Source organism: Enterococcus asini ATCC 700915 (assembly GCF_000407365.1).
Taxonomy (GTDB): Bacteria; Bacillota; Bacilli; order Lactobacillales; family Enterococcaceae; genus Enterococcus_C; species Enterococcus_C asini.
This window is the reverse complement of sequence record NZ_ASVU01000001.1, coordinates 1,279,083-1,304,436: the sequence shown is the minus strand read 5'-3', so window position 1 is coordinate 1,304,436 and position 25,354 is coordinate 1,279,083. Positions and strand designations below refer to the sequence as shown.

18 protein-coding genes, 1 tRNA gene, 3 rRNA genes and 1 riboswitch are annotated in these 25,354 nt (G+C 48.4%); of the genes, 3 read left to right on the top strand and 19 right to left on the bottom strand.

Annotated features, from left to right (window positions below):
* Positions 1-278 precede the first annotated feature (278 nt).
* The 13 genes from I579_RS06390 to I579_RS06325 all read right to left on the bottom strand — a co-directional run bounded on the left by I579_RS06390 (position 279) and on the right by I579_RS06325 (position 14,736).
* A tRNA-Asn gene (locus I579_RS06390) sits at positions 279-352 on the bottom strand.
* A gap of 5 nt (positions 353-357) precedes the next feature.
* A 5S ribosomal RNA gene (gene rrf / locus I579_RS06385) occupies positions 358-473 on the bottom strand.
* A 75-nt stretch (positions 474-548) separates the two neighbouring features.
* Positions 549-3,462, bottom strand: a 23S ribosomal RNA gene (locus I579_RS06380).
* 228 nt (positions 3,463-3,690) lie between these two features.
* Positions 3,691-5,249, bottom strand: a 16S ribosomal RNA gene (locus I579_RS06375).
* The 16S, 23S and 5S rRNA genes sit together here with 1 tRNA gene alongside, the layout of an rRNA operon.
* A 504-nt stretch (positions 5,250-5,753) precedes the next feature.
* On the bottom strand, positions 5,754-6,347 hold the full coding sequence (locus I579_RS06365; RefSeq protein ID WP_010754427.1) for a VanZ family protein: 594 nt from the start codon (positions 6,345-6,347) through the stop codon (positions 5,754-5,756).
* Positions 6,348-6,530: 183 nt separating this feature from the next.
* On the bottom strand, positions 6,531-7,574 hold the full coding sequence (gene wecB / locus I579_RS06360; protein WP_233419262.1) for a non-hydrolyzing UDP-N-acetylglucosamine 2-epimerase: 1,044 nt from the start codon (positions 7,572-7,574) through the stop codon (positions 6,531-6,533).
* On the bottom strand, positions 7,565-8,320 hold the full coding sequence (locus tag I579_RS12830) for a CDP-glycerol glycerophosphotransferase family protein (RefSeq protein ID WP_010754429.1): 756 nt from the start codon (positions 8,318-8,320) through the stop codon (positions 7,565-7,567). The genes wecB and I579_RS12830 overlap by 10 nt, the downstream gene beginning before the upstream one ends.
* A gap of 74 nt (positions 8,321-8,394) precedes the next feature.
* Positions 8,395-9,039 (bottom strand): LCP family protein, encoded by a 645-nt coding sequence (locus I579_RS06350; protein ID WP_010754430.1) that lies wholly within the window; start codon positions 9,037-9,039, stop codon positions 8,395-8,397.
* Positions 9,039-9,848, bottom strand: a complete 810-nt coding sequence (locus I579_RS06345) for a WecB/TagA/CpsF family glycosyltransferase (protein WP_010754431.1) — start codon at positions 9,846-9,848, stop codon at positions 9,039-9,041. Before I579_RS06345 ends, I579_RS06350 begins: the two co-directional genes overlap by 1 nt.
* A gap of 20 nt (positions 9,849-9,868) precedes the next feature.
* Complete coding sequence (locus tag I579_RS06340; RefSeq protein ID WP_010754432.1) at positions 9,869-11,020, bottom strand: CDP-glycerol glycerophosphotransferase family protein; 1,152 nt, start codon at positions 11,018-11,020, stop codon at positions 9,869-9,871.
* Positions 11,021-11,022: 2 nt separating this feature from the next.
* The gene (locus tag I579_RS06335; protein WP_010754433.1) at positions 11,023-11,949 is read right to left on the bottom strand and encodes an LCP family glycopolymer transferase; all 927 of its coding nucleotides are present in this window, start codon (positions 11,947-11,949) and stop codon (positions 11,023-11,025) included.
* Positions 11,950-12,454: 505 nt separating this feature from the next.
* Positions 12,455-13,681 (bottom strand): 3D domain-containing protein, encoded by a 1,227-nt coding sequence (locus tag I579_RS06330; protein ID WP_010754434.1) that lies wholly within the window; start codon positions 13,679-13,681, stop codon positions 12,455-12,457.
* Positions 13,682-13,959: 278 nt separating this feature from the next.
* Positions 13,960-14,736 (bottom strand): putative ABC transporter permease, encoded by a 777-nt coding sequence (locus I579_RS06325; protein WP_010754435.1) that lies wholly within the window; start codon positions 14,734-14,736, stop codon positions 13,960-13,962.
* Between the two features lie 300 nt (positions 14,737-15,036).
* Here I579_RS06325 and I579_RS06320 point away from each other — a divergent pair, with 300 nt between their 5' ends.
* The 3 genes from I579_RS06320 to I579_RS06310 are packed head-to-tail and all read left to right on the top strand — an operon-like array spanning position 15,037 to position 19,152.
* Positions 15,037-16,815, top strand: coding sequence for an ABC transporter ATP-binding protein (locus I579_RS06320; protein WP_010754436.1), 1,779 nt, complete (start codon positions 15,037-15,039; stop codon positions 16,813-16,815).
* On the top strand, positions 16,808-18,574 hold the full coding sequence (locus I579_RS06315) for an ABC transporter ATP-binding protein (protein ID WP_010754437.1): 1,767 nt from the start codon (positions 16,808-16,810) through the stop codon (positions 18,572-18,574). Before I579_RS06320 ends, I579_RS06315 begins: the two co-directional genes overlap by 8 nt.
* A gap of 26 nt (positions 18,575-18,600) precedes the next feature.
* Entirely contained in the window at positions 18,601-19,152 is a 552-nt protein-coding gene (locus I579_RS06310) for a GNAT family N-acetyltransferase (protein WP_010754438.1), read from the top strand.
* A 40-nt stretch (positions 19,153-19,192) separates the two neighbouring features.
* On the opposite strand, the gene I579_RS06305 is transcribed toward I579_RS06310, so the two are convergent.
* The 6 genes from I579_RS06305 to rsmA all read right to left on the bottom strand — a co-directional run bounded on the left by I579_RS06305 (position 19,193) and on the right by rsmA (position 25,304).
* Positions 19,193-19,507 (bottom strand): hypothetical protein, encoded by a 315-nt coding sequence (locus I579_RS06305; protein ID WP_034810465.1) that lies wholly within the window; start codon positions 19,505-19,507, stop codon positions 19,193-19,195.
* A gap of 145 nt (positions 19,508-19,652) precedes the next feature.
* Positions 19,653-21,011 (bottom strand): zinc-ribbon domain-containing protein, encoded by a 1,359-nt coding sequence (locus I579_RS06300; protein WP_010754440.1) that lies wholly within the window; start codon positions 21,009-21,011, stop codon positions 19,653-19,655.
* Between the two features lie 60 nt (positions 21,012-21,071).
* Positions 21,072-22,274, bottom strand: coding sequence for a glycoside hydrolase family 3 N-terminal domain-containing protein (locus I579_RS06295; protein WP_010754441.1), 1,203 nt, complete (start codon positions 22,272-22,274; stop codon positions 21,072-21,074).
* Between the two features lie 141 nt (positions 22,275-22,415).
* Positions 22,416-22,940: a folate family ECF transporter S component gene (locus I579_RS06290; protein WP_010754442.1), complete on the bottom strand. Its 525-nt coding sequence runs from the start codon at positions 22,938-22,940 to the stop codon at positions 22,416-22,418.
* Between the two features lie 34 nt (positions 22,941-22,974).
* Positions 22,975-23,084, bottom strand: a riboswitch (THF riboswitch).
* Between the two features lie 210 nt (positions 23,085-23,294).
* Entirely contained in the window at positions 23,295-23,903 is a 609-nt protein-coding gene (locus I579_RS06285; protein WP_010754443.1) for a hypothetical protein, read from the bottom strand.
* A gap of 516 nt (positions 23,904-24,419) precedes the next feature.
* Complete coding sequence (gene rsmA / locus I579_RS06280) at positions 24,420-25,304, bottom strand: 16S rRNA (adenine(1518)-N(6)/adenine(1519)-N(6))-dimethyltransferase RsmA (RefSeq protein ID WP_010754444.1); 885 nt, start codon at positions 25,302-25,304, stop codon at positions 24,420-24,422.
* Positions 25,305-25,354: the final 50 nt, after the last annotated feature.

Sequence of the window (25,354 nt, the reverse complement as noted above, 5' to 3'; positions counted from 1 at the left end):
ACCAGAAAATAAAACTGGCTCTCCTATAAATTACCTTAATTTTTCAATCCACATGTTTCGCTAACATGACAGCTAGTAAGCCATATAGCAAGCTCCTAGAAACTAATTCTAGATTAAACAACCTATTAAATCAATACAATTAATCAGTGACTTTGAAAAATGACACTAAAAATAATTACTCGAAAATGAAGTCCCTTCTTAAGTAAAAGTCTTATCAACGTTACAAAGATTCTTCTTTAAAAAATACAAAAAAAAGACAGTCGAAACTGTCTTAAGAACTCCGGCAGTAGGACTCGAACCTACGACATCATGATTAACAGTCATGCGCTACTACCAACTGAGCTATGCCGGAATGATGCGTGGCGACGTCCTACTCTCACAAAGGGAAACCCTTCACTACAATCGGCGCTAAGAAGCTTAACTTCTGTGTTCGGCAAGGTTACAGGTGTATCCTTCTCGCTATCGTCACCACACTATTTAGTTGAGTAAGTCTTTGCTCACTCAAAACTGGATTTGAAATACGTCTTACAACCAAGTCCACGTTTCTTTTGGTTAAGTCCTCGATCGATTAGTATCAGTCCGCTCCAACCATCACTGGCCTTCCACTTCTGACCTATCTACCTGATCATCTCTCAGGGATCTTACTTCTTTAAAAGAATGGGAAATCTCATCTTGAGGTGGGCTTCACACTTAGATGCTTTCAGCGTTTATCCCTTCCCTACATAGCTACCCAGCGATGCCTCTGGCGAGACAACTGGTACACCAGCGGTAAGTCCATCCCGGTCCTCTCGTACTAAGGACAGCTCCTCTCAAATTTCCAACGCCCGCGACGGATAGGGACCGAACTGTCTCACGACGTTCTGAACCCAGCTCGCGTGCCGCTTTAATGGGCGAACAGCCCAACCCTTGGGACCGACTACAGCCCCAGGATGCGACGAGCCGACATCGAGGTGCCAAACCTCCCCGTCGATGTGGACTCTTGGGGGAGATAAGCCTGTTATCCCCAGGGTAGCTTTTATCCGTTGAGCGATGGCCCTTCCATGCGGAACCACCGGATCACTAAGCCCGACTTTCGTCCCTGCTCGACTTGTAAGTCTCGCAGTCAAGCTCCCTTCTGCCTTTACACTCTGCGAATGATTTCCAACCATTCTGAGGGAACCTTTGGGCGCCTCCGTTACCTTTTAGGAGGCGACCGCCCCAGTCAAACTGCCCATCTGACACTGTCTCCCAGCCCGATCAGGGCTGCGGGTTAGAGTGGCCATAACGCAAGGGTAGTATCCCACCAGCGCCTCCGTCGAAACTAGCGTCCCGACTTCTACGGCTCCTACCTATCCTGTACATGCGGTACAGACACTCAATATCAAACTACAGTAAAGCTCCATGGGGTCTTTCCGTCCTGTCGCGGGTAACCTGCATCTTCACAGGTACTAAAATTTCACCGAGTCTCTCGTTGAGACAGTGCCCAAATCGTTACGCCTTTCGTGCGGGTCGGAACTTACCCGACAAGGAATTTCGCTACCTTAGGACCGTTATAGTTACGGCCGCCGTTTACTGGGGCTTCAATTCGTACCTTCGCTTGCGCTAAGCACTCCTCTTAACCTTCCAGCACCGGGCAGGCGTCAGCCCCTATACGTCATCTTTCGATTTTGCAGAGACCTGTGTTTTTGATAAACAGTCGCTTGGGCCTATTCACTGCGGCTGCTCTTACGAGCAGCACCCCTTCTCCCGAAGTTACGGGGTCATTTTGCCGAGTTCCTTAACGAGAGTTCTCTCGCACACCTTAGGATTCTCTCCTCGACTACCTGTGTCGGTTTGCGGTACGGGCCGTTCGTTTCTCACTAGAAGCTTTTCTTGGCAGTGTGACATCAGAAGCTTCGGTACTATTAGTTCCCTCCTCATCACAGCTTGTCCGTATAGTGATAAGCATTTGACTCATCACAAGACTTACTGCTTGAACAGACATATCCATCAGTCTGCACTTCTTAGCCTCCTGCGTCCCTCCATTGCTCAAACAAAGCGAACGGGTACAGGAATATCAACCTGTTGTCCATCGCCTACGCCTATCGGCCTCGGCTTAGGTCCCGACTAACCCTGGGCGGACGAGCCTTCCCCAGGAAACCTTAGTCATTCGGTGGACAGGATTCTCACCTGTCTTTCGCTACTCATACCGGCATTCTCACTTCTAAGCGCTCCAGCAGTCCTCACGATCTACCTTCAACGCCCTTAGAACGCTCTCCTACCATTGTACCAAAGGTACAATCCACAGCTTCGGTAATATGTTTAGCCCCGGTACATTTTCGGCGCAGGGTCACTCGACTAGTGAGCTATTACGCACTCTTTAAATGATGGCTGCTTCTGAGCCAACATCCTAGTTGTCTGTGCAACCCCACATCCTTTTCCACTTAACATATATTTGGGGACCTTAGCTGGTGGTCTGGGCTGTTTCCCTTTCGACTATGGATCTTATCACTCACAGTCTGACTGCCGAATATGAATGAATGGCATTCGGAGTTTATCTGAATTCGGTAACCCGAGATGGGCCCCTAGTCCAAACAGTGCTCTACCTCCATCATTCTCAACTTCGACGCTAGCCCTAAAGCTATTTCGGAGAGAACCAGCTATCTCCAAGTTCGATTGGAATTTCTCCGCTACCCACACCTCATCCCCGCACTTTTCAACGTACGTGGGTTCGGTCCTCCAGTGCGTTTTACCGCACCTTCAACCTGGACATGGGTAGATCACATGGTTTCGGGTCTACGACTACATACTCATTCGCCCTATTCAGACTCGCTTTCGCTACGGCTCCGTCTCTTCAACTTAACCTCGCATGCAATCGTAACTCGCCGGTTCATTCTACAAAAGGCACGCTATCACCCATTAACGGGCTCTAACTTGTTGTAGGCACACGGTTTCAGGATCTATTTCACTCCCCTCCCGGGGTGCTTTTCACCTTTCCCTCACGGTACTGGTTCACTATCGGTCACTAGGGAGTATTTAGCCTTGGGAGATGGTCCTCCCGGATTCCGACGGAATTCCTCGTGTTCCGCCGTACTCAGGATCCTCCTAGGTGTCTTCCAAATTTCGCCTACGGGGTTTTTACCCTCTTTGACATACCTTTCCAGGTATTTCGGCTATCTGAAAAAACTACCAGATTGGAGTCCTACAACCCCAAGAGGCAAGCCTCTTGGTTTGGGCTTTTCCCGTTTCGCTCGCCGCTACTCAGGGAATCGAATTTTCTTTCTCTTCCTGCAGGTACTTAGATGTTTCAGTTCTCTGCGTCTACCTCGAGTAGGCTATGAATTCACCTATTCGTAACATCCTATCAAAGATGTTGGGTTTCCCCATTCGGAAATCTCTGGATCATAGCTTACTTACAGCTCCCCAAAGCATATCGGCGTTAGTCCCGTCCTTCATCGGCTCCTAGTGCCAAGGCATCCACCGTGCGCCCTTATTCACTTAACCTTAACGACCTTACGGTCGGGTTTTGAGCACTTCTTCTAGCGATAGAAGGTTACTCAAGAATAAGCAATTGAACGAATTTCTTCATCCAAGTGCGGTGTGTGTTCTCGGTTTGTTTTTCTTGTATTTCAATATCCAGTTTTCAATGAACAAGTCTTTTTGAGATACCCGTAGGCCTCTCAAAACTGAACAAAAGCAAAACACTGTGTAGTCTTCCGTAATATTCCTTAGAAAGGAGGTGATCCAGCCGCACCTTCCGATACGGCTACCTTGTTACGACTTCACCCCAATCATCTATCCCACCTTAGGCGGCTGGCTCCAAAAGGTTACCTCACCGACTTCGGGTGTTACAAACTCTCGTGGTGTGACGGGCGGTGTGTACAAGGCCCGGGAACGTATTCACCGCGGCGTGCTGATCCGCGATTACTAGCGATTCCGGCTTCATGCAGGCGAGTTGCAGCCTGCAATCCGAACTGAGAGAAGCTTTAAGAGATTAGCTTAGCCTCGCGACTTCGCAACTCGTTGTACTTCCCATTGTAGCACGTGTGTAGCCCAGGTCATAAGGGGCATGATGATTTGACGTCATCCCCACCTTCCTCCGGTTTGTCACCGGCAGTCTCGCTAGAGTGCCCAACTGAATGATGGCAACTAACAATAAGGGTTGCGCTCGTTGCGGGACTTAACCCAACATCTCACGACACGAGCTGACGACAACCATGCACCACCTGTCACTTTGTCCCCGAAGGGAAAGCTCTATCTCTAGAGTGGTCAAAGGATGTCAAGACCTGGTAAGGTTCTTCGCGTTGCTTCGAATTAAACCACATGCTCCACCGCTTGTGCGGGCCCCCGTCAATTCCTTTGAGTTTCAGCCTTGCGGCCGTACTCCCCAGGCGGAGTGCTTAATGCGTTAGCTGCAGCACTGAAGGGCGGAAACCCTCCAACACTTAGCACTCATCGTTTACGGCGTGGACTACCAGGGTATCTAATCCTGTTTGCTCCCCACGCTTTCGAGCCTCAGCGTCAGTTACAGACCAGAGAGCCGCCTTCGCCACTGGTGTTCCTCCATATATCTACGCATTTCACCGCTACACATGGAATTCCACTCTCCTCTTCTGCACTCAAGTCTCCCAGTTTCCAATGACCCTCCCCGGTTGAGCCGAGGGCTTTCACATCAGACTTAAGAGACCGCCTGCGCTCGCTTTACGCCCAATAAATCCGGACAACGCTTGCCACCTACGTATTACCGCGGCTGCTGGCACGTAGTTAGCCGTGGCTTTCTGGTTAGATACCGTCAAGGGGTGAACATTCTACTCTCACCCTTGTTCTTCTCTAACAACAGAGTTTTACGATCCGAAAACCTTCTTCACTCACGCGGCGTTGCTCGGTCAGACTTTCGTCCATTGCCGAAGATTCCCTACTGCTGCCTCCCGTAGGAGTCTGGGCCGTGTCTCAGTCCCAGTGTGGCCGATCACCCTCTCAGGTCGGCTATGCATCGTGGCCTTGGTGAGCCGTTACCTCACCAACTAGCTAATGCACCGCGGGTCCATCCTCAAGTGACGCAAAAGCGCCTTTCAAATCAAAATCATGCGACTTTGATTGTTATGCGGTATTAGCACCTGTTTCCAAGTGTTATCCCCCGCTTGAGGGCAGGTTACCCACGTGTTACTCACCCGTCCGCCACTCTTTTGTTTTCGGTGGAGCAAGCTCCGGTGAAAACAAAAGCGTTCGACTTGCATGTATTAGGCACGCCGCCAGCGTTCGTCCTGAGCCAGGATCAAACTCTCATAAAAAGTGTTTGAACGAGATAAACTCGTTTAAGCTCATTTGTTAAAAATTGACTTTGCTAGCAATTGCTTGCAAATGTTGTTTGCTTTGATTAAATCAAAGCGCCCTACACATTGGTTGTTTTGCTTTTTGTTCAGTTTTCAAAGGTCTACTATGTCGCTATCAGCAACTCATTAATCATATCAGGTTGCTTTTCAAAAGTCAAACACTTTTGAAAACTTTTTTCGAAGTTTCAGTAGTGATTTCACTCGAATGACGTTTCCATCGAACAGCGACTTTGTTAGTTTAACAGGCTTAGACGACTCTGTCAACAGCAAATTTGAAATGTTTTTCAAGCTGTTTTCCAAAGTTGTTTTCTCACTTGCAACGTTGTCTAATTTATCATTTCTTAAGAATTTCGTCAAGGGATTTGGTGAAGTTTTTTCAAAATAAATGCTGACTTCTCCCCGCTCCAAAACCAGCTCAAAAAATATCCGGCAAAAGCAATCGGGGAAGTCTGCCCTTTCCCTCTAAAAAGGAGCGTGAATAAAATAACTACGGTACCGCCGATAAACCAGATATCCCAGCGTACAACCGAGAAAGTTTGCCAGAATGTCGCTGACTGCGAAGATCCCAAGGTAAAAGACATACTGGGCCGTCTCAATGCCTAGGATCGTCACAAGGGCAATAATCACAAACTCCCAAGGCCGAGAATGCGCGCCATACCAAGCGCCCAAGGGAATAAAAGCCACCACATTTAATAAAAATTCCAAGACACCAGGATGCCAATTCAAAAAGTCCAAGGGATTCAAACTCACCGCATGACTGGTGTCCGCTTTGGTAAACAACATGACAAATAACAAACACGCATACAGGCTATAAGCCAGATACCAGTAGACCGGCCAGAGTGTCCGCTTTAGCCATTGCAGATAAAACAACCACAAAGCCAACGTCATGGCACCGATTAAAAGCACATCGGTAAAGTCAAAACGTGCCAAAACCCGTTCCAAACGAGCTGACCTGGCGATGACTTCCCGCATTAATAATTCCACCGCTAAATAGCTCGCAAGTCCTGCTAAAATCAGCGAGCCACCATAATTCAGCCATTTCTTTGCTTGTTCCACACCATCACTTCCTTTTCACTGGTCTTTTTGCTTGTTTCATTGTAGCATGACCAGACGCGCTGGCCAGCCTCAAAGGCCAGAACTTAGAAAAATTTAGATAGCCCCAAGGTTCGCTTAAGGATATTCCTGACACGGTGCCTAGACAAAAACCAGGCGAGGAGAACTCCCCGCCTGGTTATCCAGTTAGCCTTTAGGAATAAAGTCCTGGGGCAACTCCTCACTCACTCCCAGCACATAAGCCAAGCCTTGCAAAATACGCTGACTGGCCTGGCCGTCCCCGTAAGGATTGTGAGCTTGGGCCATGCGCTCATAAGCAGCTTCCTCTTCAAAGAGCTCCGTAATCGCCGCTGCCACCTGCTCTTCATCTGTGCCTACTAAGCGCAAATTGCCGGCCGCCACGCCTTCTGGACGCTCCGTGGTCTCTCGTAGCACCAAAACCGGCACCCCTAAAGAAGGCGCCTCTTCTTGCACCCCACCGGAATCCGTCACCGCCAAAAAACTCGCCTTTAAGTAATGCTGAAAGGCCGCAGCTTCCAAGGGTTCAATCAGATACACGGAGTCGACTCCCGCCAGCTCCATTGCCACAATCTTTCGTACCAAGGGATTGGCATGGACGGGAAACACCACCGCAGCCTGAGGATAGCGAGCCAAAACCTGCTTCAACGCTCGGAAAACCTGATGCATCGGCTCCCCGAGATTTTCCCGACGATGCATGGTCACCAAAATCACCTGGCGCCCGGCTAGCTCAGCCAGCAGCTCCTCTTGGAAAGGTTGCGCCAAAGTCTCCTGCATGGCATCGATCGCCGTATTACCTGTGACAAAAATCCGCTCCGGCCTGCGACCTTCCGCTAGCAAATTGTCCCGACTGGCCGCTGTGGGTGCGAAATAAACATCCGCCAAGACATCCACCAGCTGACGATTCCCCTCTTCTGGAAACGGCGCAAACTTGTCATACGTCCGCAAGCCGGCCTCCACATGCCCCACCGGAATTTTCCCGTAGTATGCCGCCAAAGCCGCTGCGAAAGTCGTCGCCGTGTCCCCATGAACCAACACCATATCCGGCTGCTCCTGAAGTAACAGTGGCGTCAGCTCGGTCAACACCCGCGCCGTCAAATCCGGCAAGGTCTGCCCGGTCGTCATCAAATCCAAATCATAATCCGGAGTAAGGTGAAAAGTCGCCAGCACCTGATCCAACATCTGCCGGTGCTGGGCGGTAATCACCACCACCGACTCAAAGCGCTCAAAGGAAACTGATTATCGTATTTGTAAGCACCTTTTCTGTGGAATTGATTGTCTCGCCAAGTAGGAGCGTACAAGATGATTTTCTGGCCTTCCTGAAGCCCCAGTTTCTGCAAAACCTGCTGGCGATTGGCCGCCAAATGCTCCTCGTCTTGCAAGATATCGTTTCGCGGGTAGCCGATTTCTAAAACCGGACCGGTATAAGCAAAAGCTCTTTTAAAAATCGTCGTACTATAAGCATTGGGAGAAAGTAAGTAATCCCACCGTGCAGACTCTTGGCGAAAATTCTCCCGGTAGCGCTCAGTGTCCGTATCCGGCATATTGACCTGCTGTATATCTAGTCCTAAGCGTTTTAAAGGGGTGCCGTGCCAAGTTTGGACAAAAGTAGTGCCCGTAGTTTTTTTCATCCACTTAGGCATGCGAGTGTTGAAGATCCAATATTTAGCCCGGGGCATGGTCAAAAGCCAATTCAAACCCATGCGTCGCACATAGGGCACATCATTATCGATAAAAGGCTGTTCAAAACCTTTTTTGACTGCCCAGACGCAAGTAGCTTCAGGATATTGGCTTTGTATGTATTCATATATGGCTCTTGGATTGTCGCTGTATTGCCGGCCGTGGAAGCTTTCAAAAAAGAAAAGCTCCCGTTTCGGCAGGCGCCCGACCACGGTAAAAGTGGCGGTCACTACTTTATGATACATACGCTCCAAGGTACGTCTCAGCTTGGCATTCATCGATGATCTTCCATTCTAGTTGATTCTATAAGTAATCAAGACTGCTGGTCAGTCTTTACGCGCAAACTTCATTGCTACTCATTGTCCCAGCTCAGTCGGCGGATTCTTTCTCCTTTTGTCTCTTGGTATTTTCCCGCCAGACGCAAGCAATCGGTCAAACTCAAATCCGTTGTTACTAGTCGGATAAAGTGCCGAAAATGCTTGGTGATAGTCACTGGATTGGCACTGGTCAAAAGAGCTTCTTTTATCAAGCGCAACACGTGTTCTTGCCGAGCAAAGACACCAAAAACTCCCGGAGCATCTTCCTGATAAGCAATAAACCGTGAAAAAGCCGCGGAATCTAAAGATTGCGGCCCTTTGGGAAAAGCTTCTTCGCAATTTTGAAAATTATGTTTCTCGTCTGCTCCCGAAACCTGCCCATGATAGGTAAAGGCTTTAGGATTGCGAACCTCAATCGTCTCTTTTTGCGCAAATAGAAACTCCCGTAAACTGGCTTGAGTTAACAGAACATAATGATCAATGGCTACATTCAAGGCTTCTGCTAACCAGTGACAAAAAACAGCAGCATCCTCAGAAAAATCTAAATAACGCAGACCTAATTCTTGTCCTTTCACCAATTGATCCGGTCCCAGACGCAACAAGGTTTTCCCTTTTTTTTCCAAAGACAAAAGATAAAAACAACTGTCTTTTCCGGCTCCTAAGATAAACAATACATGCATTAGCTCGCCCCCCGTCCTTTGTGTAATGATTGTGTTCCTTTGCCGGGAGTGAGATTATTATTGGCTTGATTTTCTTTTCCTGGCTTGCGAGATTGCCATCGCATCTGCCAACTCTTAATCAGAAACTGGGGGATCTGTTTTAGCCGATCCCAGCGACCGTAGCGCACGGAGCGATAAAGCCATTCTAAATTAAGCTTGATAAAAATTTTAGGTGCTCGTTTGACTTCCCCCGACAATACGTCGAAGGTCCCCCCTACGTCCAAAAAGACACTGGCATTCAAATTGTCCACTTGTGCTTCTAAAAAGAGTTCTTGTTTTGGAGAACCTAGGGCCACAAAGAGGAAAGTGGGATTGGCAGCGTTGATTTTATCCACGATTTTTTCTGGTTCCCGTGTGGTAAAACCGTGGAGATAGCCCGCCACCACGAGGTTGGGATAGTCTTTCGCAATATTTTTAGCGGCTTTTTTTACAATTTCTTTTTTGGCACCATACAAAAAAATCCGGTGTCCCTGTTCATCGGCGTAGCGTAGCATCATGTCCATGACATCGATACCAGTGACACGCTTGCGAATCGTGCCACCTAGATACTTGGACATTTTGACAATTCCAACGCCATCGGGTAAACGATGGGTGGCACGCTCGATATAGGCTTTCACCTGGGGATACCGTTCGACTTGTAAAGAGATTTGGGGATTGACACTAGTGACCATCATTTTCCTACCCGAGGTAATATAGACTGGTAAATCTTGACGAAGGGTCTCTTCAGTTAAATTATCTACGGGCAATCCACTAATGTATTCGGTCTTCATCAATCATCTTCCTCTCTTCATCAACTATTTTCTGTTTGTAAATACCGATCTACCAAGGCTAGTAGTCCCTCTACCGCTTGGCCGGTATTGTATTCTTGCCATTTTTGGCTCAAAGCTTGTTGCTGTAAAAGCAACGTCTCTGTTTTCTCATTGTTTGGCTGAGATGCAGCTTGCAATTTGACCGCTAACTCCTCGGAACTTTGGGCTAACCAAGGTTGCCAGTCTACTTTGAAATCCGGTTGCAAGCCGGTGGTATCAGCATAGTGCTCTAAATCCGGACAGTACAAGCAAATTCCCTGTCCCGGACGTCGTAGCATAAAATCGAAGACACAGGAAGAATAATCCGTCACTAGATACTCACTTTGATCAAAGAGTGCCAACAGATTTCCTGTCACTAGCCGGACATTAGTTGGCGTCTTAACGTCCGATAATTGTCGAGCAAGATGGGGGTGAAGCTTCACTAAAACCTGCATGTCACTATTTTGAAAAGCACGGAAAGCCGATGTCAGCACAGTCCGCATTTCTTCAAGGGAATCACGATAGGTGGGAACATAAAGCACGGTGGTAGGTTCAGCTGTCAGTACTGTAATAGCCAGAGCAGTTGGCTGCAAAACATCTGTACGAGGAGCACCGAGATAACGAACCCGGGCCGGATCAATGTGGTAAGCAGCTTCAAAGACTTTTCCCATGGCCTGAGAACCGACAACGATATCCGTCAAACTGCCATAGACCTTTTGAAAACGCACTTGATCGGCTTGACTGCGCTTTTTGGTCTTTGGATCTTGCCACCCGAATGCCTTCAAAGCCCCGGTGGCATGCCAGATTTGGATGATTTTTCGTTGAGGCTGGCTTAAAGCGGCCAACTCCGGGTAGTAATTGTCGGCGATGATGATTTGACAGCTTGCGATTTGTCGCCAACTTCTCTCCATGCAGAACGCTCGTGGGGAAAAAGGGGTGATTACCACTCCTTTTGCGGCATAGCTTTTGGCCACTTCCGTCATTTGCGGCGTATAAGCTAGAAGAAAATCCGTCCCATATTGTTGCTGCAATGCGTCAATTGCACCACCGTCATTATCAGCAAAACTTAATAAATAGCAGACTCTCTTGTTTAGAGTGTGCTTTTTGGCCCGACTAGCTAGGAACGCTAGATAAGCATTTTTTACATCAAACATGGTTACTTCACATCAAGTTGTTCAGCTAGCTCATCTTCAACTCTTTGACGCTCGCTATCACTCACTCGTTGATAACTGATGCCGTCTTGCATAAAGCCTTCTCCTTGCATCTGATCGGTGGTTACTTTTGTGAAAGCATCCCGATAGTTCAGAGCGATTTTTTTCAATTGATCAAAGGTCAAGTCGGTCTTCATGTTTTCTTCCATGGCATTCAAGACTTCTTGGTACTTAGTGATACCGTCTAACGTCAAGATTTTGTCCACCACACCAATCACGATGCTTCGTTGACGCTCTTGTCGGCCATAGTCGCCTTTTGGATCTTCTTTACGCATGCGAGAGTAAGCCAAGGCTTGTTCCCCATCCAAGGTGATCTTCCCGTGTTCGAAGGTATAACCGTCTTGAGTAAACTGAGTTTCATTGCCCACTTCAATGCCGCCCACAGCGTCGACTAATTCTTTTAGCCCAGCCATATTAATCGCCACATAATGATCAATCGGGGTGTTCAAGTAGCCTTCCACAGTATCCATGGACATGGCGGCTCCACCAAATGCATAGGCGTGGTTGATTTTGTCATCGGTACCGTGACCGACGATTGGCACATAGGTATCCCGAGCGATGCTGACGATGGTCGTTTTTTGATCGGTTGGATTCACCGCAGCTACCATCATCGTATCCGAGCGTCCTTGATCGGTCCGACCTAAATCCCCCGTATCAATCCCTAGCAACAACACGGAAAAAGGGTCCTCTTTTTCCAAGCTAACCGCTTTCGTTCTAAGGCTCGACGCTTGCTCCCGTTCCACAGACTCATAGGTCGCCTTCACTGAATGACTGACATCCCAGTAGACCTTCGCACCTACACCGACTATTACGGCTGTGATTGCTACGAGGATTCCCACGATTACTAAGATGATTTTCTTTCCTTTTGACATAGGCCACTCCTTATTTATCCATTCAAATTCCCGACGTTTTTTAGCGAAAAAAACAAACTTCCTTCGTATCTTTTTCACAAAACACTTAAGTGAAATTATACTCTAGAACCCCTGTCATGTCATGTTTTCATTTGACACTATAATTGTTTTCTTATTTAGATTGTTTCGAAAACTGAATAACAGAATATTTTTTTAAACCAATTTTTTTCTAGATAAAAAATTGATATCGTTTCCTTTTATGCGGTATTTTCATCAGATTTTCTGCCGCGGTGTGCAAAAAAAGATAGTTAAAAAACAGATTACTTGTGTTTAAAGCACGGTATCTTCTGTCTTTTTCTAGTTTTTCTAATATGCAAAAAAAGTTATTCATAACACACTTATAATGCATTTATCCTAGGTTTTACGAAAATCAGAAAGCGCGTACTAAAGCCGAACGTTCGCCAATTCACCGCTAAAAAAGACCGTCACCAATTGTTCGCTGGTAACGATCTTTTCACATTTTTTTCTAACGATAAATCTTCACTTGCACTTGACGACGGCCCCAATTGGTGCAGGCGGGCACGTTGTCAAAATGCACGTCGATAATCCGGCCTTTGATTGCGCCACCGGTATCCAAAGCAACGGCTAGGCCATAGCCTTCGACTTCCACCAAGGTGCCTAATGGAATCACGGATGGATCCACGGCTACTGCTTGAGGATTGGTGCGTAGGTCGGTTCCGGAAGCAGTGAAGTAGCTTGCTCCTGGTTCCGCATAAGAATAGGCAGTAGACTCAAAACTCATGGTCGTGTAGTTGCCATTACTTGAGTTGTCATTGCCACCGTTGTTGTCTTCACTTGGCGTGGTGCTTTCGCTAGTGGAGTCTTCGGTTGAACTACTGTCATTGGTTGAGCTTTCGCTTGTGCTAGACTCAGCAGAACTGCTGGAATCTTGGGCACTGGTGCTACTTGATTCTTTGGCGCTAGACTCAGCTGACGCTTTGGCTGCTGCCTCGGCTTCGGCTTGTTTTTTCGCAGCGGCTTCTTTGGCGGCTTCTTCTTGCGCTTTCTTTTCAGCGGCTTCTTTAGCAGCTTTTTCCTTTTCCGCTTGGATGCGGGCGGTTTCTAGCTCTTTGGAAGCGGCGATATCCGCTAAGGTGCTTTGTTTTTTCGCCAATTGTGCCTGTAAGTCGGCTACTTTATTGTCCAAGTCACTGGCTTCGGCTTCCAAGTTGGCTTCATTTTCTTTCAAATCCGCCTGTTTGGATTCCACCGTGGCTTGCAAGTCTTCCAATTTGGTCTTTTCCTCATGGAGACTGTCGATTTTTTCTTTTTCCATGGATTGCAATTGGGTAATTGCCATGGCCCGATTGATGAAATCGGTGATGTTTTCTGCGGTCAACAAGGCGCTCCAGTTGTACTCAAAGCTGCCGTTGACTTGGATATTTTTCAAACGTTCCGCTATGACAGCTTCCCGTTTGGCGATGACTTTTTCCGTCTCAACGATTTCGGCTTGGGCTTTTTTTATGGCCGCCTGATTGTCGCTGATGGCTTGTTTGGTGGCTTCCACTTGCGCATAGGTCTCATTTGCAGCAGTCAAAGCACTTTGTACTTCACTGGAAATTTGGTCGCTTTGTTCTAATACGGCACTTTCTTTCCGGTTCAATTCATCCAAGGACTCTGCCTGGGCGATGACCGGGGTGACAAGATTTGCGGCTAATAGGGCCACGATTGCCAAGGTCCACTTGCTCTTCAAAAATCCAACACTCCTTCATGCATTGCTATCGATTTGTTTGATTGTCTTGCATGCTCACTTTTCTTGACAAAACCAGCCCACTCTAGATGAGAGGGGTGATTTCTCCAACCTGTCTCATTATACAAAGACTTTTTGCGAGTTTTGTTGCAATTTCTTAACAATTTATTACAAACTATGAAAAAAGTGGGTTTTAGAAGTGGCTTTTTTCCCTGTTTTTGCAAAAAAGTGGGGACCGGCCCACGCCAGTCCCCACTTTTTCCTGTAACGGATTTGTAACATTATTTGAAACCTTTCCGCAAATCTTCCACCAACTGGCGCAATTCCTGACCGTTTTTCACATTGGACAAGCGCAAGTGAGGGAAGTTTTTCAATAAGCGCCGTTGGTTGAAATTCAACCGTGGCAAATTGCTGGCTTCTTCTGGGTGGTCGCCTAAGTATTTGCCCCAATTTAAGCGCTGCTGGACATCTTCCTTGGAAGTTTCCCACGCCCCTTTGAGCTCTTCCTTGCGATTGTCCACAGTGGCATTCAGGCGTTTGACCGCCGCTTGGAAAGCCGCCATATTGGCCAAGGTATAGCCTAAATCAAAGGAAATCAGCGCAATCAAGAATACCGGTAGCAAGAAGCCAAAATGACTAGCCAGCCATTCTTCCAAGTGCAAAACCTGAGGATTCAAGATTTTCACGATGAAGACACAACCCACACCCCAGAACAAGGACACCGGCACTGCCACCCGGCCGTTGATGTTTAAGGGCACGTCTTTGTAGTCCCACCAAGAAGCGTGAAAGAGTTTTTCCAGCCCAAAGCTCGTGACATACTCCAACACCGTGACGATAATTGTCGCCGCCACATATAATAGTAGGAGATTGTCATGGAGGGGTTCTAAAAAGTACAACACCGCCAAAATCCCAAAGCCATAAATGGGTGTAATCGGCCCAATCAAAAAGCCCCGATACTGGAACTTCCGAGCTTTAATGGAGCAGTAAACCGTCTCCCAGGCCCAGCCGATAAAAGAATAACAAAAAAATAAAAGCACAATCTGAATAAATGTCGCCAAGAAAATCCCCCTTTCTGTTGGTTCCATTATACCCTAGTGACCCCCAGATGCCAGAAGGAAGGTCATCTGAGGGCTAAGATCTTTTGTCTCAGTGAAACAGGCCCTCCTTACTCGGCCTAATTGTATCCGTAGCACGTCTTCTGCCGGCTCCAAAACAAACCCGAGACACTGCCCCGCCTTCATCACTTTATAAAGCTTCCCTGATACCCTGACCCTTTTCACTTGGGACGCAATCGGCTAAAATAAGGTGACCCCGGGGCAGCGTTTGACGCCCCCGGCAATCAGATAAAGGAGTTTTCCATGTTAAAATTATTGATTCATGCCAAAAATTATCGGAAACAGATCATTCTCGGTCCCTTCTTTAAATTCCTAGAAGCGGTCTTTGAACTTTTTTTGCCATTGCTTATGGCTCGCTTGGTGGATGAAGGGATCAACGCCGAAAATCCCCAAGTAGTCTGGCAAATGATGGGACTAATGGTCCTTTTGTCTATCGTGGGCTTAGGTTGCGCGGTGATTTGCCAGTACTATTCCTCGATTGCTTCTCAAGGCTTCGGCACCCAATTGCGCAATCGCCTAATGGAGAAAATCAACGAGCTATCCTTTTCTCAACTGAATCACTTTGGTACGGATTCACTGATTACTCGGACGACGAACGATGTGAATCAATTGCAACTGGCTTTGGCCATGTTGATCCGCCTCGTGGTGCGGGCGCCTTTTCTAAGCATTGGCGCCGTGATTATGGCCTTTACCATCGATTGGCAAGCCGGGCTTTTGTTTCTACTCGTCTTGCCCCTGTTTTGCCTGTTGCTCTTTGTGATTATCAAAAGCAGTGTGCCTTTGTATAAGAAAGCCCAGAGTCTTTTGGACCGGGTCAATCAACTGGTGGAGCAAAACCTCAGCGGTGTCCGAGTGATTCGGGCCTATACCGGGGAAAAACGGGAAGTCAGTGGCTTTCATCAAGGGGCAGACAATCTCGCCAAGGTTTCCATTCGGGTGAACAACCTTTCTGCTATTTTAACCCCGGCGACGACGCTGATTTTAAACTTGGGGATTTTGGCCTTGTTTGCCCAAGGTGCGCCTTGGGTCAATAGCGGTCGCTTGGCTCAAGGGGAGATTTTGGCCCTGGTCAACTATATGAACCAGATGCTACTTGCTTTAATCGTCGTTTCCAATCTGGTGGTCATCTTCACCCGGGCGGCGGCTTCCGCTCAGCGCTTAAACGAAGTCTTGGATACTCCTACCGAACAGCCGGTAGCTGCAAAAACTACGGATTCAAAAGACACTTTGACCCCTGACTTGTCTAAAGAAGCGGCCTCGACTTCACTGACGGTAAACGCCGCCACCAAAGTCCAGTTCGACCAAGTGGACTTTCGCTATGGCGCCGACTACGGCCTAGCACTCCAAGACATTTCTTTCACCATTGAGCCGGGGATGCTCGTGGGCATCACCGGCGCCACCGGCAGCGGCAAGACCACCTTAACCCAACTAATCGCGGGCTTTTACCCGGTGACATCAGGAGACATCCGCCTAAACGATCGCTCCTTAGCCCAGTGGCCACCGGCAACCTTAGTGGAGCAAATCGCCCAAGTTCCCCAAAAAGCCGTGCTGTTTTCCGGCACGATTCGGGACAATTTACAATGGGGCAAATCCGATGCCACCGATGAAGAATGCTGGCGCGCTCTTGAAATCGCCCAAGCAGCGGAGTTTGTCCGGGCATTACCCAATCAGTTAGACACCGCGATTTTTGAAGGTGGACAAAACTTAAGTGGTGGGCAACGACAACGGCTGACCATCGCCCGGGCGTTGATTAAAAAGGCCCCTTTGTTGATCCTAGACGACTCCTTAAGCGCTCTGGATTACCAGACGGACTTAAACTTACGCCAAGCTCTCAATCAAACTCAAAAAGGCACGGTGATGATTATTTCCCAAAGGATTTCTTCCATCGCCCAAGCGGACTTGATTCTGGTAATGGATCAGGGGCGTTTGGTGGCTCAAGGCACGCATCAGGAATTGGCCGCCACCAGTCCCGCTTACCAAGCAATCCTCGCCTCTCAGGAAGAAGGTGTTTCCCATGCATAAAATCATCGATCCCAAAACTATGAAAAAATTCTGGCCTTACTTGCGTCGCTATCGCCGGCAAATGCTAGCCGCCGCCTTTTTCGGCATCTTAGCTGGTGGCGCTGGTGTCTTAATGACGTGGCAAATCGGTGCCGCCATCGACCGTTTAATCGGCGCTGGACAAGTGGACTTTGCCGGTTTAGGAAAGCTCTTGGCCCAGTTTGCCGCCTTGATTCTCGTGACTGTTATTAGTCAGCTTTTGATTCAGCGCCTAGGTAACGCTTTGGCTTACCGCAGTACCGCCGACTTACGAGATGCGGCCTTTACTCATTTGAATCACTTGCCTTTGCGCTATTACGACGAGCACAGCCATGGAGATATCCTAAGCCGCTTTACCAACGACATGGACAATATCGCCATCGCTTTGGCCGCGGTTTTCAGCCAAGTCTTCTCCGGCATGACCACCGTGGTGATTGCCTTTGTGGTGATGTTGGTCTTAAGTCCCCTGCTGACTTTGGTGGTGCTGTTAGCCACCCCAGTGATTTTCTTTGTCAGCTATGAAGTGGCCAAGCACTCCCAACAAGACTTTGCTGCCCAACAGCAGATTACCGGGGCTTTGTCCGGTTTTGTCAGTGAAATGGTCAGCAATCAAAAAATCGTCAAGACCTTCCACCGAGAAAGCCACAATCAAGCTCAGTTTGAGTCCGTCAATCAAGAACTCTATCACAAAGGGCAAAAGGCTCAGTTTTCCTCCTCCTTGACCAACCCTGCTTCTCGTTTCGTCGACCATTTGGCCTATGTGGCGGTGGGGTTTGTGGGGGCGCTCTTGATTTTGTCCGGGAGTTCTTTGGTCACCGTGGGCATGATTGCCAGCTTCACCTTGTACGCTAGCCAGTTCACCAAGCCTTTTATCGAGCTTTCCGGGATTACCACCCAGATTCAAACCGCTTTGGCCGGACTAAAACGTAGCTTCGAGCTTTTAGATCAAGCACCGGAAGCACCGGATGCGCCGGATGCTCTAGTCCTAGGCGCGACTAAGCCCGTCCAAGGTGCCGTGGCTTTTGAAGACGTGGCCTTTTCTTACAAACCGGAAACCCCGTTGATTCATGACTTCACCTTTGCTTGTGCCCCGGGGGAAACCGTGGCGATTGTCGGGCAAACCGGCGCCGGCAAGTCCACCTTGGTCAATCTGCTCATGGGCTTTTATCCCATTGACGCCGGGCGGATTACCGTGGATGGCACCGACATTCGCCAGGTGACCCGCAGCAGTCTGCGCCAGCATTTCGGCATGGTGTTACAAGAACCTTGGCTCTTTGACGCAAGCCTGCGGGACAATCTGACCTATGGCCGGCCCACTGCCACCGACGACGAAATCTACGCCGCCTTGAAAGAAACCTATATGTACGAATACGTAGAGCGCCTGCCGCAAAAACTTGATACCCTAGTAGGCTCTCAAGGGCTGAAGCTTTCAGAGGGACAAAAACAGCTTTTAACCATCGCCCGGACCATGATTGCCAAACCCGCCATGCTGATTTTAGACGAAGCGACCAGTAGCGTGGATACTTTAACCGAACAAAAAATCCAAGCCGCTTTTCTAGCCATGATGCAAGGCCGCACTAGCTTTGTGATCGCCCACCGCTTAGCAACGATTCAAGGCGCCGACCATATCTTAGTCATGGACCACGGCGCCATCGTGGAACAAGGCACCCATGAAGCACTCCTGGCCCAAAACGGTGCGTATACTCAGCTGTATCAGGCACAGTTTGCGGGGAGTCGCTAGAAACTAAAAGCCCAAAGGAGACCGCCATGCTTTTACAAAACACAGACCAATCACTGCAACTTAAGACGATTACGCCAGAACACCTCTCGCCACTTTGGCAAATCAGCCATGGCCCCGCAGCAGATTTAGCTTGGAGGGCATGGGACGGTCCTTATTTTGAAGATCCCGTACTCACTTGGGAAGCATTTCTAGAAAAACGGGGTCCAAAGATTACAGCCCATCCTCATCACGCGGGTATCTGGTACCAAGGAAAACTTGTGGGGGAAGTCAGTGCATACTTCGAGGACGGCCACTTAGAACGCTGGTTGGAATTCGGCTTGGCTCTTTACGACCAGCGCTTGTGGAATAGCGGACTCGGCACCGCCGCCTGCCAGCTTTGGCTCACCTATCTCTTTAAGCTCCATCCCGATCTTCCCCGAGTAGGCTTTACCACTTGGTCCGGCAATTTCGCCATGATGCGCTTAGGCGAAAAACTGGGTATGGAAAAAGAAGCCCAAATTCGCAAAGTCCGCTTCTGGCAAGGCCAGTATTATGATTCCGTCAAGTATGGCGTGTTGCGTGAGGAGTGGGAAAACTAAAAAAAACGGTCCGCCATTGTTCGGTGGGCCGTTTTTTTGTTCACTTATCCTTATACTGTTTTGCAAAATACAACAAATACCAAGACCGCTCCACGGCGTATTCGCTCAAAACTTCGAGCTCTTGTTCTGGTTCTGGCGGGTCTTGCTCCGGTGGGACAGGCTCCGTGATTTGATAAACCCAACGCCCAGCCTCATCGATATGGTCAAAAACAACTGGATTTTGGATACTTTGAAGCGGATGACCGCTAAAAAACAGTACCGTGCGGACTCCATAAAACGGCGTCAAGTGACACAACCAAAAGAAAAAACCACTGATTCCCAACAAAGCTAGCCCACACTTTTGCCATTTTTTCATCTTGTCGCTCCTTTTCCAATGCTCTTCGACATCCTGATCATCATTTAGTGTACCTTTCATCCACTTCCTTGTAAAACGCTTTTAATAAAACGTAAAAAAAACAGTCCGACAGTATTCTGCCGGACTGTAACTTAGTTAATAAAAGTTAATAAAACAAATCGCTCTCGCCAAAGAGATCCTCGATGCCAGTGGGCACTTGTTGAATCGGCAAGTCTTGAAGCATACCGGTTAAAAAGAAGCGACTCACCAAAACCAGTACCAAAAGGCACACTAAGCTAGTCAATAAAATCGTATAAAAGCGATTGAAACGACCGGTGAGATTCGGCGTTTGCCACAGGTTGCCCACAAAGGATACCCCGACAAGCAGCAAGCTAGCCACTACAAAGGTCAAGATTCCCTTGGACATGTCGCTGAGCAATAGTGAAAAGACGACTGCCCCAAGGCTGAGATAGACCGCCAGTGATGCTGGGGCCATTAATTCTCCTAGGGCTTGAAGGAACTGCACCGGTCGACCGAAGATTTTCCCAGCCACCAAATAATAAGCCAACAAGTAGATGACGCCGGCCACCGCCAAGTACAGGCTTAGCTCGAAGAAAAAGAGCAGGCTAGAGCCTCGATACTGGAATTGCAGGCCAAAGGATTGAATCATCCCTAGCACCCGGTAAATCAAACTCGTTAACAGGCGACTTAGCGCAAAGCCGTTACTTAAAACGATAATTAAGAAGCTCGCCACACCGTACCATTTTTCGGCTTTGGTGGCCGGTCCGATTTGGTTAAAATTCGGGGATAAGATTTGCCGATTAAGGAAGCGGAAGTAGCCTAACAGATGGTCACCGGGTGTGGGCCCCTCTGCTTCCTCTTCAGCTTGTTTGCCCCCGGGTAAAACGGTCAACTCCGGCTTTTTGGTGAACGTTTTTGCGACAGTCTCACTGGAGGTAGTCGCTCTTTTGGTAGCTTCTTCTGGGCTTTCTCCCTGTTCCTCGGTTTCATGAGGGAGAGATTCAGAGGAACCCGCGTCTCCTTCAAGTGCTGGACTTTCTGTAAGTTCCGGGCCAGTCGGTTCAAAAATCGCATCTTCCTCAACTTTAGTCTCAGAAGTTCCGGTTTCGTGAGTTGCCTTTACTGCTTCTTCTGCCCCACCACTTGCCGCTGTCACCCCCGGACGCACTTCAGCTACTTCAGCAACCTCCACTTCTTGGGTCGTCGACTCTTCGGTAACAGTTGATTCCGGTGTAGCTTCTTCTGGCACAGCCGTAGATGCCGCAGCTTCTAAGTCTGCCGGCACTTCTTTTGCTAGTTTTTCACCAGCCTCAGCCGACACACTGTCAGTAGTTGCAGTAGTCGGTACCCCCCCTGATTTTGCCAAGTCAGCTGATTCTTCCTTTGTGCTAGCTTCTTTGGCCAAATCTCCCCGGGGGATTTTTTGTTGCAACACATAGCCACAGACCGGACAGGCTTTGCTGTCGTCCGGAAGCGCCGCGCCGCAATTTGGACAATTCTTCATGATACTCTCCTTTTCGGCCGCCTAATACACCGGCACCTTAACCGGCGTCACGAGCCTTGCTTATTCCGCTAACAAACCCAATTCTTCTTTCCAATTTAAGACCCGAGTCACTGAAGCATCCAAGTCTTTTTCACTGTATTCTCCGTCTTCGATTGCTTGTAAGACATAGGGAATCTGACTAGCATAGGTAGAAGACAAAATCAGGTCATTTCCTGCTTGTAACGCCTTCAACCCGGCTTCTTCTTGGGACATGAAGTCTGCTAGTCCCGCCATATCCATATCGTCGGTCATGATCACCCCGTCAAAGCCCATGTCTTTGCGCAACAGGTCATGGACCGGCGCAGAAACCGAAGCCGGCACGCTGTCGTCAATGGCATTGACGATATTATGGGACACCAAAATGCTGTCTACCCCAGCGTCAATCCCCGCTTGAAAAGGCACCAAATCATTGTCTTCTAACTCTGTCATCGAGCGAGTATCCGTCACGATATCCGTGTGGGAGTCTTGGTTGTTCCCATATCCCGGAAAATGCTTCAAAGTGGAACCAGAGTGGGCTTTTTTCAATGCTTTTACCACAGTGGTCACGTATTCTGCCGTTCCCTTGGCATCTTGGCCAATGGTCCGGTCATAGATAAAGGCATTGGGATCTGTGGCTACATCCGCCACGGGAAAAAGTCCGGTGTCGATGCCTAATTCTTTTAGAATACCGGCTTTATCCGTGGTATCTTTGGTAATTGCATCCCACCCGCCTTGGGCATAAAGGTCTTGAGGTGACTGGAAGGGTGTCGCCACTAGCTGACTATTGCGACTCACTCGGCTCACGGTGCCTCCTTCTTCGTCGGCGGCAATCAGCATGGGCACTTCACTAGTTTCTTGGTATTGGGCAATAGTGCTTTGAACCTCGTCATAGGTCTTACCTTCCACATCACGGCCAAATAGCAAGTAGCCACCTAGATGATACTCCTGAATATCGCTCAAGGCATTTTCCACCGGTACTCGGGCCAAGAACAGTTGGCCGACCTTTTCTTTGGTAGACATCTCAGCTACTAAGTTTGCTACTTTGTCGTCTTCTGTTTTTTCGTCGCTACTTTCACTGGTACTAGACTTAACCACCGTGCTAGTAGTCGACGCACTGGATTTGCTTTCATTCGTAGTGCCTGGTTTCGGCGTGTGACCAAAATCCGTAAAGAAATACAGGCCCATTACCACCACCAAAATCACTAAGCAGCCTGCGCCGATCATTGTAAACATTCGTTTTCCCATTTTTATCCTCTCCAAACTTCCTTAACTCAAGCTTAAGAATACCATATTCCGACGAAAAAATAGTCTCTGAAGGCGCAAAAAAGCCCCGACTAAAAATCAGTCGAGGCCCGCGTTTGGGATGAGTACGCAACAAGGTCTAGCCTAGCGAGTGGCAAAACGTTTGGCGAGACGTTTGTAAGGGAGCGCTCGGCCGGTGGCATAGATCAAAAAGGTCTGCACCGGTAAGAAAATCACGGCCTTGCCTAACCGCAAACTCCAAAAAGCCCAGTTTAACGGCATTTGATACATCACATGGAGCCACAAGGGCGTCAGGCACAAAGTGATGAGTAACGTATTGAGTAAGGTCACCAGAAACGCACGGCGCAAGGTCACTTCCTTTTGATAGAAGAACCAACCGTACAACGCGCCACCAATGGCCGCGTTGATGGTGAAGCCCACGAAATAGGGGGCTTTGGCCAAAATCGCCATGCCGATCACATCGGCAATCCCGGCACCAATGGCCGTCCAAAAGGGACCAAAAAGCATCCCCATGATCATCTCTGGCACAAATTGAAAACTGATTTTCAAAAATGTGGTCTCGATGCCCAACACCCGGGATAAGACCACAATCATGGCAATCAGTAAGCCCATGGTCGCCAAAGACTGAGTGGTTAATTTTTGTTTCATAACAGCATCTCCTTTAAGAGCTGCTACATTTACATGCAGCGAATGCGAAAACAAAACCGCGAAACTAGCGCGCCACGCTACTCCTTCGTCAAAGAGGCAACATCCCATCCTCTAAGCACTTAACGCTTCGTTTTCTACTCTGAATATTGGACACTTGGTCCGCCCTAATGATAACACGGAAGCCGTAACGGGACAATCCAACATGCTTTGCTGAATGGAAATTTCTTGAAAGACTTTCAAGGATACTCCCGGCGTTTGCGATCAAAGCCCACGTAAAATAGCCACAAAAAAGTCGCCTTCTTACCTAAAAGAAGACGACTTTTTTCCTGTTTGATTTACTACTTGCAAGCAACTTTACGCCGCCGCTTTTCGGCTAAAGAGGTCTTTTGCTTGCCGGAAGACTGGGATGGCAAATTGCTTGCTCACCGCCGCGGTCACATAGTAAGCGATATTGTAATCCACCAAAGAATGGATCAAGCCCCCCACGCCCATTAAGACGAAGAAGAAGAAAAAGGCGCCCCCGTCGTATGTGCCCGGATTGCCCAGGTCGATGAAGTTGAAAGCTACTACTACCAGCACTTCCACCACTGTGTGAAGCAAAGCAATCACCAAATTGTACAACTGGAACTTCCAATTCCACGCTTTAAACTGGCCGTTCACCAAGACGGTTTCCGGACGTTTTTGCAAATACCACGCCCCCGCCAAGGCGAATACGATATGGCTAGCCGCTCGCAAGGTGATGATAAAAGGCAAACCGCTCAAAGCAAAGCCAAAGGTCGTCCCCACCGCGACGATTGCCGCCAACAAAGGCGAAAAGAACATGGCGATAAATAATGGCACGTGGCTCGCCAAAGTGAAAGATGCCGGCCCGATGACGATTTTCGGCATCACATTGGGAATCAAAATGGCTAACGCAATCAGCAATGCGCCAATGGTCATTTCTCGTACTGAAAATTTTTTCATTGTTTCTCCACTCCTTTTTGTCAGGAACGCCAGAAAGTTCCCTTTCCTCGTCGCTCCTTTTAACCTGTCTTGACACTTAATTCTTTCACAGTGTACCGGGATTTCCAAGAGGTGTCAAGTCACCTATTCGGAAAAGTTGCAGAAAACGATTTCATTTCTGTGAAGTAAAACAATGGAAAATTGGTGACACTTTTTATGTCAGAGTCCGAAGGGAGAACAGTACCATACGTGTAAAGAGAAAAAGCGAATTACGCTGACTTAACTTGATGAAATCAAGGTTAGTCAGCGTTTGAGATTTTTAGCAATGAAAAGAAGGTTATCTTCCAATAATTTTTAATGGAAGATAACCTTCTTTTGCTTGCGTCTCACGTTTGGTATGGTTCGGTTCGTAGGACGGTGACTTAACTATTGCCCCACTCTCTTAAACAATCATCCAATTAGTCACTTAACTGGTGCACTTAGCTCATAAGTCAAGTTCGCCTAGGTTTTTCCTCACCTGTCAATTTGGTCGGCAGACTAGCCTCGATTGGCTTCTAAGGCATTGCTTAACGCGGCAAATTCTGCCAAGGACAAGGTTTCTCCTCGGCGTTTTGGATCGATGTCTGCTTCTTCTAGGCTTTTTGTCAACCATGCTTTGGTGGCGTCGTCTTTACCATAGGCGTGGAGCAAATTGTTCCACAAGGTTTTTCTGCGCAGTTGGAAAGCCGCTTTGGTCAAACGGAAAAAGGCTTGCTCATCGGTGACTGCTACTGCGGGAGTCGGCCGCCGGGTTAGTTTCAAAATTGCGGAATCCACATTCGGCTGCGGCACGAAGACGGTTTTCGGTACGATGAAAGCCAATTTTGCTTCCATATAGTACTGCACCGCAATCGTCAAGGAACCATACGCCTTAGTTCCCGGAGCCGCGGAAATCCGGTCCGCCACTTCCCGTTGCATCATGACCACCATCTCCGCCACAGGCAGATCTGATTCCAAAAAGTGCATCATAATCGGCGTGGTGATGTAATAAGGCAAGTTCGCCACCACTTTAATTGGCAAGTCCTTGGTAAAGACCTCCCCAGTAGTTTTCACTAAGTCCGCTTCCAGCACGTCTTGGTGGACCACGGTGACGTTAGGATAAGGGGCCAAGGTATCTTGTAAGACCGGGAGCAGGCGGTCGTCGATTTCAAAGGCCAAGACTTGAGCGGCGTTTCGTGCTAGTTGCTCCGTCAAGGCACCGATGCCCGGACCGACTTCGATGACATTGGTGTTTCCATCAATGCCCGCAGTCTCCACAATTTTTCGTAAAATATTGAGCTCGGTCAAAAAGTTTTGGCCGAGGCTTTTTTTAAAGGTAAAGCCGTGTTTTTTCAGGATTTCTTTCGTCCTTGACGGCGTCGCGATATCGCGGGTTTCTTTCATAGTCTCTCCATTTCTATTGCTTCCAAATCGGCGGGGTTCACACAGTCGTG